The sequence below is a fragment of the Micromonospora sp. GCM10011542 genome, from assembly GCF_042650685.1.
GTDB lineage: Bacteria > Actinomycetota > Actinomycetes > Mycobacteriales > Micromonosporaceae > Micromonospora.
The window spans coordinates 24,152-35,864 of the sequence record NZ_JBHSBO010000034.1 but is presented as its reverse complement, the minus strand read 5'-3'; the positions used below and the strand labels follow the sequence as shown (position 1 = coordinate 35,864).

Below are 11,713 nucleotides of genomic sequence, written 5' to 3'. Positions count from 1 at the left end.
CCGGCACGGCGAGAGTGCCGGCACGGCGAGAGTGCCGGCACGGCGAGAGTGCCGGCACGGCGGAACGCGGCAGGCCGCCGACCCGGGGTGGGTCGGCGGCCTGCCGGTGGTGCTGCGTCGGGGACGGTCAGCGCTCGTTGAACGGGACGTACGCCCGCTCGGGAGAGCCGACGTAGACCTGCCGCGGGCGGCCGATCTTGGTCTCCGGGTCGGAGATCATCTCGCGCCACTGGGCGATCCAGCCGGGGAGCCGGCCGAGCGCGAAGAGCACGGTGAACATCTTGGTCGGGAAGCCCATGGCCTTGTAGATCAGGCCGGTGTAGAAGTCCACGTTCGGGTAGAGCCGGCGGGACACGAAGAAGTCGTCGGCGAGGGCGATCTCCTCCAGCTCCATGGCGATGTCCAGCAGCGGGTCCGGCTTGGCCATGCGGCCCAGCACGTCCTGCGCGGCCTTCTTCACGATGGCGGCACGCGGGTCGTAGTTCTTGTAGACCCGGTGACCGAAGCCCATCAGCTTCACGCCGTCCTGCTTGTCCTTCACCTTCTGCACGAAGGAGCGGACGTCCCCACCGTCGGCCTTGATCTTCTGGAGCATCTCCAGCACGGCCTGGTTGGCGCCGCCGTGCAGCGGGCCGAAGAGCGCGTTCACGCCGGCGGAGACCGAGGCGAACAGGTTGGCGTTGCTGGAGCCGACCAGCCGCACCGTCGAGGTGGAGCAGTTCTGCTCGTGGTCGGCGTGCAGGACGAAGAGCATGTCCAGCACCTTCGACATCACCGGGTCGACCTCGTACGGCTCCGCCGGGACGCCGAAGGTCATCCGCAGCAGGTTGTCCACGTACCCCAGCGAGTTGTCCGGGTACAGCAGCGGCTGACCGATCGACTTCTTGTAGGCGTACGAGGCGATGGTGGGCACCTTCGCCATCAGCCGCACCGTGGAGATCTCCACGTGCTCGGAGTCGAACGGGTCCAGGCTGTCCTGGTAGAAGGTGGAGAGCGCGCTGACCGCCGAGGAGAGCACGGCCATCGGGTGGGCGTCGCGCGGGAAGCCGTCGAAGAAGCGGCGCATCTCCTCGTGCAGCAGCGAGTGCCGGCGGATCCACTCGGTGAACTCGGTCAGCTGCTGCTCGGTGGGCAGCTCACCGTAGATGAGCAGATACGAGACCTCCAGGAAGGAGGACTTCTCGGCCAGCTGCTCGATCGGGTATCCCCGGTAACGCAGGATCCCCGCGTCGCCGTCGATGTAGGTGATCGCGGATGAGGCAGCCGCGGTGTTGACGAAACCGGGGTCGTACGTGGTCATCCCGGTTTCCTTCAGCAGCTTGCTCACCCCGATACCGGCGGGGCCCTCGACCGCGGAGTGCACCGGCATCGACAGCTGCCCACCGGGGTGATCGAGCTTGACTTCCGTCATGTGGTTCCTCGCTTCGCCGGCAGATCTACGTTGAATTGCCTTCGCTTTTACCGTAATCGCGCTCGGGGGGACACCGCCCGCCGTGGTTCTGCGGTGAGGTATGCGTCACCCGATTCCCGACCGGGCGGAGGGGAAACCCGTCCGATTCGGGGAACGGGCTCACGACAGAGCGAGGCGCCGCAGCGTACCGTCCGTGGCGATCTGGTAGAGATCCAGATGGTTGGCGCCGACGCGGAACAGCCGGTCGTCGGTGAGCAGGGCGGCGAAGCGCCGCCCGCCCGGGTCGGCGGGCACCACCGGCACCACCGCCCCGATCCGGCCGTTGACCGCCACCGCCAGCAGCGTGCCGTCCGGGATCCGCGCCGGCACGTCGCCCCAGACAAGCGCCGGGAGGGTGCCGGTGTCCGGGTCGGTGGCCCGGAACGCTGCCAGGTCGGCCACCCTGGCGCTCCCGGCCGGTCCGGCGCGCGCCGGACCTCCGCCCGGGTCGGCCCGGACGTCGGTGCCGACCAGCGGGTGTGGCTTCGGCAGGGGCGGCGGGGTGGGCACACCCCCGGGGAAGGTGATCGGCTGCCCCGGGCGGTCGTAGAAGTGCTTCTCGGCGCCGGGCCGCGGTGCCTGGCGGGCGGAGCGGCCGTCGACCTGCCACGGCAGCCGGATGCCGGCCTCGTCGGCGACGGTCGGCAACAGGTCCACGTGCTCCCAGTTGCGGTCGTCCACCCGGCCGGCCCGCTGGCCGGGCTCCTTGACGAACATCGGCACCCACGCCACCTCCCCCGCGGCGGCCTTGATGGCGTCCATGCCCCGGCCCTGCGCGCCCTTGGTGAAGCTGACCCCGTGGTCGGCGGTGACCACGACGAGGGCCTGGTCGTAGAGGCCGCTGGCGCGCAGGGTCCGCAGCGTCTCGCCGATCAGCCGGTCGGTGTAGCCGAGCTGGGCGAGGTGGCGTTGCCGGGCCAGCTCGACCCAGCCCACGCCGTCGTTGGGCAGGTCCTCCGGGGCGTCGTAGCGGGCGCCGGAGGGCAGGAACGCCCACGGCGAGTGCGGCATCAGCAGGTGCAGGAAGTGCAGGGTCGGCCGCGGCTGGGGCTTCAGGCCGGCAAGGAAGCTGGTGAACCGGGCCGGTTGGTTGTCGTCGAGGCTGTCCCAGCGGAACTTCGGGTCGGCGGGCACCGGTTCGGCGGCGTCCAGGCCGGCCTCGGCCCGCGTCTGCTCGCGGTAGGAGTCCTCCGGGTCGATCCGGGTAGGTGTCGGCCCGGCGACCTGGCCGAGCAGCCGGCCGGTCTCGCGGACCAGCACGCCGAGGCCCTGCTCCGGGCTGACCGGCTTCTCGCAGCGGCTGGGCGGGCAGAGCCGGGTGATGCTCTCCTCGGCGCGGACGTCGTACAGGCCGCCGAAGGCGGTGAACAGGTTGTCCGGGTGCTGTGAGTAGTGCGGCGCGACCGACCGCGCCGGGTAGCGGCCGGTGAGCATGGCCGGCAGCGCGTACGGGGTCCAGCCGCTGACCCCGGTGGCGTTGCGGTACCAGGTCGAGCCGCCGGCCAGCTCCGCGAAGTGCGGGAACCGGGCCGCGTCGACGCGCCCGTCGGCGCCCAGCAGGCTGACCAGCGGCAGCTCGTCGAGGATCAGCATGACCACCGGCGGGTGCCCGCCCGCGCCCTGTGCGGTGCCGGCCGCGCCGCCGTGCGCGCGCGGCAGCACCACCGCCGAGGTGGGCGAAACGAACAAGAACAGCGCCAGGAAGACCGGCGGCCCGGCGGCGGCCAGCCGCAGCACCCGGGCCGGGGCCCGCCACCGCCGGTGCGCCGCCGCGCCGGCCGCGCCGGCCAGCGCGGCGAGCAGCAGCAGGGGTACGCCCCGCAGCGGCGTCGCGTGCCGGCCCACCTGCACGGCCAGCGCCGCCAGCAGCAGCCCGACCAGCACGGTGTGGGTGAGTGCCCGGGCGGTCCGGCCGGCGAGGCGGCTCAGCGGGCCGAGCAGCGCGAACGGCACGGTGGGCGCCACCGCCACCAGCGCGACCAGCAGCAGGATCTGCCCCGGGTCGGCGCGGTGGAACAGGAAGAAGTCGGGGCTGCGGCCGAGCACGTCGAGCAGTGGCTGGGTGACCACCAGGCCGACCAGGGCGGTCACCTCCAGCAGCCGTGCCAGCTCACCGCGCCAGCCCTGCTCCCAGCGGCCGGGTGTTGCGGGTGGGGTGGGGCCGGCGGAGGGCGGTTCAGCCACCCACCACCGCCCGGTACAGCGTGCGGGTGCCCGAGGGCAGCTCCAGCCGGTCGGTGATCCGGCCCCGGGCGGCGAGCAGCCGCTCGAAGGTATCGCGGCGGTAGTCCGGGAAGAGACCGTCGGGCTTGTTGGCGAGCAGTCGGTGAGCCATCGGGTCCTCCGGGTGGACGAACTCCACCACGATGGCCCCGCCCGGGGCGGTCAGCCCGACCAGCCAGTCCACCACCTCCGGCAGCGGTATGTTGCGCCCGATCGCCAGGTGGTGCACCACGGCCAGCGCCAGCACGGCGTCGGCGCTGGCCCGCGACGCGAAGCCGGCCCGCTCGACGCCCCGCCAGCCGCCACCGGGCGACGGGTCGGCGAGGTCCAGCACCAGCGGCAGGATCCGCCGCTGACCCTGCGCGCGCAGCGTCCGGTACAGCTCGTCGACCACCGCCGGGTCCTGTTCGACGGCGACCACGTAGTCGGCGTGCCCGGCGGCGAGGCGGGCGTAGCGGCCGTCGTTGGCGCCGAGGTCGAGCACCAGGCGGGGCCGGACGCCGGCGGCCAGCGCGGCGGTCACGAAGCCCTCCTTGGCGGCCCGGTCCTGCCCGGTGTAGCCGCAGGTGCGCTGGTAGTCCGACCAGTGGCTGACCGGCGGGCGGCGGTCCAGCCGGCGGACCAGCTTCTCGATGCCGCGCACCGTGGCCAGGACCAGCTCCCGGGTGTAGCCGGCGGCGCGCAACTGGGCCCGTACGTCGGTGGTGGTGGCCGACGCGTTGCGCTGCTGCATGGCGCCGTGCAGGTGCAGGTGGGTCAGCACGCCGGGACGCAGTCGACGGGTCCCGGCGAAGAGCGGGCGCAGTTGATCGGCTTCGATGCCGTCCACCCGGGCGCGCAGCCAGGGCTGGAAGTCCACCCCCAGGTGGGCGGTGAGCAGCAGCGGGTAGAGCAGGGTCTGGCAGAACTGCCGGTAGCCGGCCCACGGCTCGCCGTCGCGGACGGGCTCGAAGGAGCCGATGTCGATGAAGACCGGGTCTGTGCCGCGCCACTGCAGGTTGTACGCCGAGCCGTCCTTGGTGGTGAAGCCCTCGGCCAGCGCGGCGCGCAGGATCTCCAGGTGCAGCAGCGCGGCGTCGCGCAGCATGGCGAAGGACCACTCGTACGGGTGGGAGACGAAGGGGATGCGGTCGTGGCGCAGCACGGCCGCCCACGGTCGCCGGGCGTCGGCGGGCACCAGCGCCGGCGGGGCGTCCTCGGTGCCGCAGACCTTGCCGGCGGTCACCAGCGCCGGGAAGAACTCGCTGCCGGCCAGCGCCCGCCAGTCCGCGGCGGCGGCGGCGTCCAGCCCGCGCAGCACGTCGTCGCCGACGTGGAAGACCCGGTTGGCCGGGTCGCGGAAGGAACCGGGCTCGGGGCGTACACCCGCGGTGCCCGCGACCGGCCGGTTCACCGGTGGTCGGTGGGCTGCCGGCGGAACCGGTCGACCAGGCGCCGCCAGTAGAGCTTGGCGGCGACGGCGGCACCGGCCACCCCGCCGACGACGGCCTGCACGATCAGGCTGCCGGATCCCGCGTCCAGGTAGGCCAGATGGATCACCGACCGCTCCTTCCCCTCGCCCGTCTCGACACCGGCGTCCCGGGTACGCAGCGGTGAGGCTTTTGACCCAGAAAGCCGGACTTGTCTGCCACCGTACGCCGATCGTCCGGGCCTCGTCAGGCACACCGGCGCACTGCCGCGACGTCCGTTTCGTTCAAGACATCCGAGGCCGGCGATCCCTACCGTGGACGCCATGACGCCTCGATTCGACCTCATCGGACTGGCCACCACCGACATGGCCCGCACGCTGGACTTCTACCGGCGGCTCGGGCTGGACATCCCGGCCGGCGCGGAGTCCGAACCGCACGTGGAGGTGACCCTGCCCGGCGGCGTCCGGCTCGCCTGGGACGACGTGACCATGGTCCGCTCGTTCGACCCGGGGTGGACGCCGCCCACCGGCAGCCCCCGGGCCAGCCTCGCCTTCCGCTGCGCCGATCCGGCCGAGGTCGACCGCTGGTACGCCGACCTGACCGAGGCCGGCTTCCACGGGCACCTGAAGCCGTGGGACGCCTTCTGGGGGCAGCGGTACGCGGTGCTGCACGACCCGGACGGCAACGGGGTGGACCTGTTCGCCCCGCTGCCGACGGACTGAACCGGCCCTCAGCGCAGCAGCGCGGTGGGTGGCAACCCGGCCAGGTCGCGGACGTCCCGGGTGAGGTGGGCCTGGTCGGCGTAGCCGCACCGGGCGGCCACCCCGGCCAGGGGCGTGCCCGCCCGGGCCAGCGCCAGCGCCCGCTGCAGGCGCAGGATCCGGGTCAGGGTCTTCGGGCCGTACCCGAACAGGTGCTGGCAGCGCCGGTGCAGCTGGCGCGGCGCGAGGCCGACCTCGGCGGCGATGGCGGTGACCGGGGTGCCGGTGGCCGCGGCGGCCGCCACCCGGGCGCCCACCGGGTCGGTGCCGCCCGCCGCCGCCAGCCGGTCGGCGGCGACGGCCAGCAGGACCGCCGCCGGGTCCTCGGCGGCCAGCCCGGCGAGCGCGCCGACGGCTCGGTCGCCCCACAGCGCGGCCAGGGGCACCCGTGCGTCGCGCAGCTCGTCGGCCGGCACCCCGAGCACCGCCGGGCCGACGCCGGGCGGGAACCGCAGCCCCACCCACCGCTCCCCCGGGCCGCTGGTGCTCACGTACGCCGTGCGGTCCGGACCGGCGACCAGCAGCCCGGCCCGGCTGGACCAGAGCAGGTCGACGCAGCCGTCCGGCAGCACCCGGGTGGTGCGGCGGGCCGGGGCCACGCTGGTCCACGACACCGCACCGGCGAGGCCGGTGCGACGTTCGGCGTACATGCCCCCAGCCTGCCAGAAGCCACCGACAGCCCCGCGCCGCGCCGCTACGCTGCGGACGTGCGCTGGATGGTGGTGGACGTGCCGTTGGACTCCTCCGGCGCCGGGCGCGGCGAGGAGCGGGCCCCGGCGGCGCTGCGCCGCGCCGGCCTGTTGCAGAGCCTGGCGGCCGACGACGGTGGCCAGGTGGACGAGGCGCGTCTGCGCGACGCGACCCGCGACCCGGTGAGCGGCGTGATCGACGCCGCGGGCCTGTGCCGGGCCGGGGCCGCCGTCACCGCCCGGATCGTGGAGGTGATCGCCGGTGGCAGCCGGCCGCTCGTGCTCGGCGGCGACTGCGCCATCCTGCCCGGCATCTGCCGGGCGCTGCCCCCGGTCACGGAGCTGTGGTTCGTCGACGCGCACCCGGACTTCCTCGACGGCACCACGTCGCCGACCGGCGAGGCAGCCGACATGGACCTCTCGGTCGTCACCGGGCACGGCCCGGCCGCCGCGACCGGGCTCGACGGTCCGCTGCTCGATCCGGACCGGGTCCACCTGCTCGGGCACCGTCCGTCCTCCGACGACAGCGGCCGGGTCGAGGTGGCGCGGATCGACCCGACGATCCGTCAACTGCCCGCGGCGGAGCTGCTGCGACAGGGCGCCGGAGCCGTCGGAGCGAGCCTCGCCGCCGGCGAGGACGGCCCGGCCTGGCTGCACCTCGACCTGGACGCGGTGGACCCGCGCGACCTGCCGGCGGTGACCTATCCCGAGCCGGACGGATTGCGCTGGCCGGACCTGGTCGCGCTGGTCACCCCGCTGGCCCGCGCCGACCGGCTGCTCGGCATGAGCGTCACCGACCTGAACGCCGACGAGGACCCCGACGGGCGATACGCGCGACGCGTCGTCGAGGTCCTCGCGGAGGTGCTGGGCCGGCCCGGCCCGGCCGCACGACCGGGCTGAGCGGCCGAGCTGGGCGGCGCCGGTCAGCGGCAGCGCCCCGGTCAGCAACCGCGCGGCGGTTCCGGGGCGGGCGGTCCGGGTCCGGGCTGCGGCGCGCCCGGCCAGGGTGGATCACCGCCCGGCCGGAACCAGGGTGGCACCTCGGCCGCCCGCCGGTTGCCCATGGTCAGCTGGGTGTCCACCTGGTTGATCAGGACGTGCCGCAGCGCCACCGTGGTGAGCCCGCCGATGGCGATGCTGACCAGGGCCAGCAGGGCGACCAGGGCGAGCACCAGCCGGGTGCGCAGCGATCGGCCGGCCAGCCAGCCGGGTAGCGACGGGCGCCGGGCCCGCTCACTCGGCGGGTCTGAGGACATATCCCGCGCCGCGCAGGGTGTGGATCATCGGGGCCCGACCGGCGTCGATCTTCTTGCGCAGGTACGAGATGTAGAGCTCGACGACGTTGGCCTGGCCACCGAAGTCGTAGTTCCACACCCGGTCGAGGATCTGTGCCTTGCTGAGCACCCGGCGCGGATTGCGCATCAGGTAGCGCAGCAACTCGAACTCCGTCGCGGTGAGGGTGATCAGCTGGCCGTCCCGGCGTACCTCGTGGCTGTCCTCGTCGAGGCTGAGGTCACCGACGGTCAGCACCGCCTCCTGCCGAGCGGCGACCGCGAACCCGGAGCGGCGCAGCAGCGCGCGCAGCCGGGCGATCACTTCCTCCAGGCTGAACGGTTTGGTGACGTAGTCGTCGCCGCCGACGGTCAGCCCGGCGATGCGCTCCTCGACGGCGTCCCGGGCGGTCAGGAAGAGCACCGGCACCGTGGGGGCCTGCTCGCGCAGACGGCGCAGCACCTGGAAGCCGTCCAGGTCGGGCAGCATCACGTCGAGCACCACCGCGTCCGGCTGGAACTGCCGGGCGGTGCTCAGCGCCGCCATGCCGTTGCCGGCGCTGCGCACCTGCCAGCCCTCGTAGCGCAGCGCCATCGACAGCAGGTCGGTCAGCGTCGCCTCGTCGTCGACCACCAGCACCCGGACCGGCTCACCGTCCGGGCGGCGCAGCTCGATGCGGCCCTGCGCGGCCTGCGCGTCCGTGACCATGCCCCCATCGTGGCCGTGCCGGCTGTGCCACACCTCGCCGCAACCTGTGCGCCGGCTGTGCGACCGCCGGCGTGTCGGACCGCGACACCCGGCAGTCAGCGCCGATCGAGGTTCACTCCGACACCCCGAGCGGATCGGTGCGGACGAAGCGCATGCTCCAGCCGCCGGCGCCGTCGGGCTGGTCGCGCTGGTAGAGGTGGTCGGGGCCGGCCTGGACCGTACCGATGCCGTCCGGGTGCCGCATGATCCAACGCTCGGGCGGGGCGCCGTCCGGCCCGGCCGGCAACTGCCGCACCAGGCCGTGGGCGGGCCCGCCGACGAAGCGTACGGTGACCTCGCGCATCGTCGCTTCCCCTCGGTGAGCGTGCCGGCACGTCCCGTGACGCCGACCCTGGCTCGCAAGCTACCGCACCCGTCGCGGCCGCCGCAGCGGTGTACGCGGCTCGGTCGACCGGCGCGGATGCGAACGGTTTGCCCAGTTCGGGGGCCGGGTACCGCGATCGGAGAACCCGCCGCCGGCGGAACGAGGGTGAGGAGCGGTCGATGCGCACGCTGGACGGGCGGTACCGGCTCGAGCAGCGCATCGGCGTCGGCGGGATGTCCGAGGTGTGGCGGGCCCACGACGCGGTCCTGGACCGGCCGGTCGCGGTGAAGCTGATCTCCCCCGGCCCGGACGGCCAGCACGGGCCGGTGGAGCGCATCCGCGCCGAGGCCCGATCCGCGGCCCGGCTGGTGCATCCCAACGTGGCCAGCGTGCACGACTTCGGCACCTCCGCGACGCTGCCCGGCCGCCAGGTGCCGTACATCGTGATGGAACTGGCCGAGGGCGAGACGCTCGCCGCGCACCTGCGCAACGGGCCGCTCGACTGGCGCATCGCCGTGCGGGTCTGCGCCGAGGTCAGCGCCGCGCTGGCCGCCGCCCACGCGCACGGGATCGTGCACCGCGACGTCAAGCCGGCCAACGTCATGCTCACCCCGGCCGGGGTGAAGGTGCTCGACTTCGGCATCGCCACCCCGACCGGTGAGCCGGACCCGGCGCCGGACGGCATGCTGGTGGGCACCCCGGCGTACCTGGCCCCGGAACAGTTGGAGCGGGCGCCGGCCACCCCGGCGGCGGACATGTACGCCCTCGGCGTGCTGCTGTACTACAGCCTGACCGGTCGGCTGCCGTACCGGGCCGGGACCGCCACCCAGTTGCTCGGCGTACGCCGCCGCCAAGCGCCGGACCCGCTGCCCGAGATCGACGGGTTACCGCCCGAGGTGGCCGACCTGTGCCGGTCCTGCCTCGCCGACGATCCGGAGCAGCGCCCCACCAGCCTGATGGCCGCGCTGCTGCTGGCCGAGGCGGTCGACGCCCGGGTGTACGTGCCGCTGCGGTTGCCGTCGCCGCGCCGAGCGGTACCGGTCTCGCCATGGACCGAGCGGGCGGCGGCGGAGGTGACCGAGGCGGTGCCGGTGGGCGACCGACCCGACCACGGCGAGCGGTGACGCGGGCCCGTCGCGGTTTCACCGGTCGGGGGCCGGGTAGCCGTGCCGGTGAGTGACGGGAGGAACGCGATGCCGAATCCGAGTTCCTGGCTGCATGAGGCCACCGCAACCGCCGAGGGCGGGCACGTACGCACCGACGACGGGGGGTTCTCCACCGCACTGGCCTCGCCGCTGGCGGCGCACTGCACCGGGCTACGACCCGAACAACTGCTGGCCGCCGCGTTCGCGTCCTGCCTGCACCACGCGGCGGTGGAGGCGGCCGGGGAGATCACCGACGAGGCGCACACGGTGCAGGTCCGGGCGGAGGCGAAGTTGGGGCGGGACGACGACGGCCGGTACCGGGCCGACGTGCACGCCTCCATCTCCTCGGCCGGGCTGAGCCGGGACCAGTTGGCCGACCTGGTCGAGTACGCGGACCGACTCTGGCCCTTCTCCAGCAGCGACAACAGCCGGCACCGACTCACCGTCAGCCCGGCGGAGAACGGCCGACACTGACCGGCTGCCCGATCGCCGACCGGGCGCGGCGCGGCCCGGTGCGGCGCGGCGGAGCGGTCCGGTGCGGCCTGGCGAACGGTGTGGCCCGGGCGGCTCACACTGGCCGCCCGAACAGACGAAAGACGCATCGGCCATACGGTGGAGGCTGTTGCGATCCATATCGATCGGCGCAAGATCGGCCTTTCGTCCGATCCCGCCCGTCGAATCGGTAATGCCGGTCCTATCCGACTCACGAGCCTTCAGAGCTCTGCTGCGATCCGCGGCTATTGCGCCCACAGATTCCGGCAAAATGTGGCGCATGCCACTCTTCGGGCTGGTGGCAACTGGGGACCGGCTTTCTAGCCTCGTCGGGTGCATCCCGACGACCCCTCCGACCAGCAGCTGACCGACGCGCGCCCGACCGACCGACCGGGCGACGCCGCATCAACCGAACGGACGATAGGCCGTCACCGCGTCCCCGAGCCGACCCGCCGGGGCAGTCGCGCCCTGCTCGGCTCGACCCCGTTGCGCGTGGCTCTGGCCACCGGCGTCACCTGCTGCCTGGGCGTTGCCGCGTTCGCCACCACCCGCGGCGAGCCCGATCGCCCCGCCCCCCAGCCGATCGCCGAGGCGTTGGCCGAGCGCGCCACCGTCGCCGACGAGCGCGCCTCCCGGTCGCTGGACCGCGACACCGCCCTGGCACCCGTCAGCCCGAGCGCGAAGCCCACGCCGACGCGAACCCCCTCCGTCGTCCGCAAAGCGCCGAAGAAGCCGGCCAAGCCCCGCCGCCCCCGACCGGTCGCCGGCCTCACCCAGGCCCAGATGGACAACGCCAAGGTGATCGTCGACGTCGGCCTGCAGCTGAAGATGCCGCGCCGGGCCCTGGTCGTGGCGCTGTCCACGGCCATGCAGGAGAGCAACCTGTACAACCTGGCCAGCGACGTGCTGCCGGAGTCGGCGCAGTACCCGAACCAGGGCAGCGGGTCCGACCACGACTCGGTCGGCCTGTTCCAGCAGCGGCCCAGCAGCGGCTGGGGCACGGTGGCCGACCTGATGCGTCCCGCGTACGCCGCCCGGGTCTTCTACCTCGCGCTCGCCGAGATCCCCGGCTGGCAGGACATGAGCATCACCGCCGCCGCCCAGGCCGTGCAGATCTCCGCCTTCCCCGACGCGTACGCCCAGCACGAGGAGCGGGCCACCATCGTCGCGGAGGCGTTGGCCTGAGCCGGCGCGCGGCCG

Annotated in this window: 13 protein-coding genes; 5 read left to right on the top strand and 8 right to left on the bottom strand. The window is 74.0% G+C overall.

All coding sequences use genetic code 11. The features are described from left to right. Positions 1-127: 127 nt before the first annotated feature. The 4 genes from ACFOW4_RS12675 to ACFOW4_RS12660 form a co-directional block, all read right to left on the bottom strand. Positions 128-1,411: a citrate synthase gene (locus ACFOW4_RS12675; protein ID WP_377527329.1), complete on the bottom strand. Its 1,284-nt coding sequence runs from the start codon at positions 1,409-1,411 to the stop codon at positions 128-130. Between the two features lie 159 nt (positions 1,412-1,570). Next, positions 1,571-3,634 (bottom strand): sulfatase-like hydrolase/transferase, encoded by a 2,064-nt coding sequence (locus tag ACFOW4_RS12670; RefSeq protein ID WP_377527328.1) that lies wholly within the window; start codon positions 3,632-3,634, stop codon positions 1,571-1,573. Continuing rightward, positions 3,627-5,066, bottom strand: a complete 1,440-nt coding sequence (locus ACFOW4_RS12665) for a class I SAM-dependent methyltransferase (protein ID WP_377527326.1) — start codon at positions 5,064-5,066, stop codon at positions 3,627-3,629. The genes ACFOW4_RS12670 and ACFOW4_RS12665 overlap by 8 nt, the downstream gene beginning before the upstream one ends. Next, on the bottom strand, positions 5,063-5,212 hold the full coding sequence (locus ACFOW4_RS12660; protein ID WP_377527325.1) for a hypothetical protein: 150 nt from the start codon (positions 5,210-5,212) through the stop codon (positions 5,063-5,065). The genes ACFOW4_RS12665 and ACFOW4_RS12660 overlap by 4 nt, the downstream gene beginning before the upstream one ends. A gap of 193 nt (positions 5,213-5,405) precedes the next feature. On the opposite strand from ACFOW4_RS12660, the gene ACFOW4_RS12655 reads away from it, so the two are divergent. Next, complete coding sequence (locus tag ACFOW4_RS12655) at positions 5,406-5,804, top strand: VOC family protein (RefSeq protein ID WP_377527323.1); 399 nt, start codon at positions 5,406-5,408, stop codon at positions 5,802-5,804. An 8-nt stretch (positions 5,805-5,812) separates the two neighbouring features. Here ACFOW4_RS12655 and ACFOW4_RS12650 read toward each other — a convergent pair whose 3' ends face one another. Beyond that, the gene (locus ACFOW4_RS12650) at positions 5,813-6,493 is read right to left on the bottom strand and encodes a helix-turn-helix domain-containing protein (protein WP_377527321.1); all 681 of its coding nucleotides are present in this window, start codon (positions 6,491-6,493) and stop codon (positions 5,813-5,815) included. A 66-nt stretch (positions 6,494-6,559) separates the two neighbouring features. On the opposite strand from ACFOW4_RS12650, the gene ACFOW4_RS12645 reads away from it, so the two are divergent. Continuing rightward, positions 6,560-7,432 (top strand): arginase family protein, encoded by an 873-nt coding sequence (locus tag ACFOW4_RS12645; RefSeq protein ID WP_377527330.1) that lies wholly within the window; start codon positions 6,560-6,562, stop codon positions 7,430-7,432. Positions 7,433-7,473: 41 nt separating this feature from the next. Here the strand turns inward: ACFOW4_RS12645 and ACFOW4_RS12640 are convergent, their stop codons facing one another. The 3 genes from ACFOW4_RS12640 to ACFOW4_RS12630 form a co-directional block, all read right to left on the bottom strand. Then, positions 7,474-7,788, bottom strand: coding sequence for a hypothetical protein (locus tag ACFOW4_RS12640; protein ID WP_377527319.1), 315 nt, complete (start codon positions 7,786-7,788; stop codon positions 7,474-7,476). Continuing rightward, the gene (locus tag ACFOW4_RS12635) at positions 7,766-8,512 is read right to left on the bottom strand and encodes a response regulator transcription factor (protein WP_377527318.1); all 747 of its coding nucleotides are present in this window, start codon (positions 8,510-8,512) and stop codon (positions 7,766-7,768) included. The genes ACFOW4_RS12640 and ACFOW4_RS12635 overlap by 23 nt, the downstream gene beginning before the upstream one ends. 112 nt (positions 8,513-8,624) lie before the next feature. Beyond that, on the bottom strand, positions 8,625-8,855 hold the full coding sequence (locus tag ACFOW4_RS12630; protein WP_377527317.1) for a hypothetical protein: 231 nt from the start codon (positions 8,853-8,855) through the stop codon (positions 8,625-8,627). A gap of 200 nt (positions 8,856-9,055) precedes the next feature. Between ACFOW4_RS12630 and ACFOW4_RS12625 the strand changes: the two genes are divergently transcribed. The 3 genes from ACFOW4_RS12625 (at position 9,056) to ACFOW4_RS12615 (ending at position 11,698) form a co-directional block, all read left to right on the top strand. Further along, positions 9,056-10,000 (top strand): serine/threonine-protein kinase, encoded by a 945-nt coding sequence (locus ACFOW4_RS12625; RefSeq protein WP_377527316.1) that lies wholly within the window; start codon positions 9,056-9,058, stop codon positions 9,998-10,000. A gap of 69 nt (positions 10,001-10,069) precedes the next feature. After that, positions 10,070-10,495 (top strand): OsmC family protein, encoded by a 426-nt coding sequence (locus ACFOW4_RS12620; protein WP_377527314.1) that lies wholly within the window; start codon positions 10,070-10,072, stop codon positions 10,493-10,495. Positions 10,496-10,846: 351 nt separating this feature from the next. Next, positions 10,847-11,698: a hypothetical protein gene (locus ACFOW4_RS12615; protein ID WP_377527313.1), complete on the top strand. Its 852-nt coding sequence runs from the start codon at positions 10,847-10,849 to the stop codon at positions 11,696-11,698. Positions 11,699-11,713 lie beyond the last annotated feature (15 nt).

Excerpts from the sequence above, each read along its gene's own strand:
- ACFOW4_RS12630 (WP_377527317.1), bottom strand. The coding sequence starts at position 8,855 with ATGCGCGAGGTCACCGTACGCTTCGTCGGCGGGCCCGCCCACGGCCTG.
- ACFOW4_RS12650 (WP_377527321.1), bottom strand. The coding sequence starts at position 6,493 with ATGTACGCCGAACGTCGCACCGGCCTCGCCGGTGCGGTGTCGTGGACC.
- ACFOW4_RS12655 (WP_377527323.1), top strand. The coding sequence starts at position 5,406 with ATGACGCCTCGATTCGACCTCATCGGACTGGCCACCACCGACATGGCC.
- ACFOW4_RS12640 (WP_377527319.1), bottom strand. The coding sequence starts at position 7,788 with ATGTCCTCAGACCCGCCGAGTGAGCGGGCCCGGCGCCCGTCGCTACCC.
- ACFOW4_RS12635 (WP_377527318.1), bottom strand. The coding sequence starts at position 8,512 with ATGGTCACGGACGCGCAGGCCGCGCAGGGCCGCATCGAGCTGCGCCGC.
- ACFOW4_RS12625 (WP_377527316.1), top strand. The coding sequence starts at position 9,056 with ATGCGCACGCTGGACGGGCGGTACCGGCTCGAGCAGCGCATCGGCGTC.
- ACFOW4_RS12675 (WP_377527329.1), bottom strand. The coding sequence starts at position 1,411 with ATGACGGAAGTCAAGCTCGATCACCCCGGTGGGCAGCTGTCGATGCCG.
- ACFOW4_RS12645 (WP_377527330.1), top strand. The coding sequence starts at position 6,560 with ATGGTGGTGGACGTGCCGTTGGACTCCTCCGGCGCCGGGCGCGGCGAG.
- ACFOW4_RS12620 (WP_377527314.1), top strand. The coding sequence starts at position 10,070 with ATGCCGAATCCGAGTTCCTGGCTGCATGAGGCCACCGCAACCGCCGAG.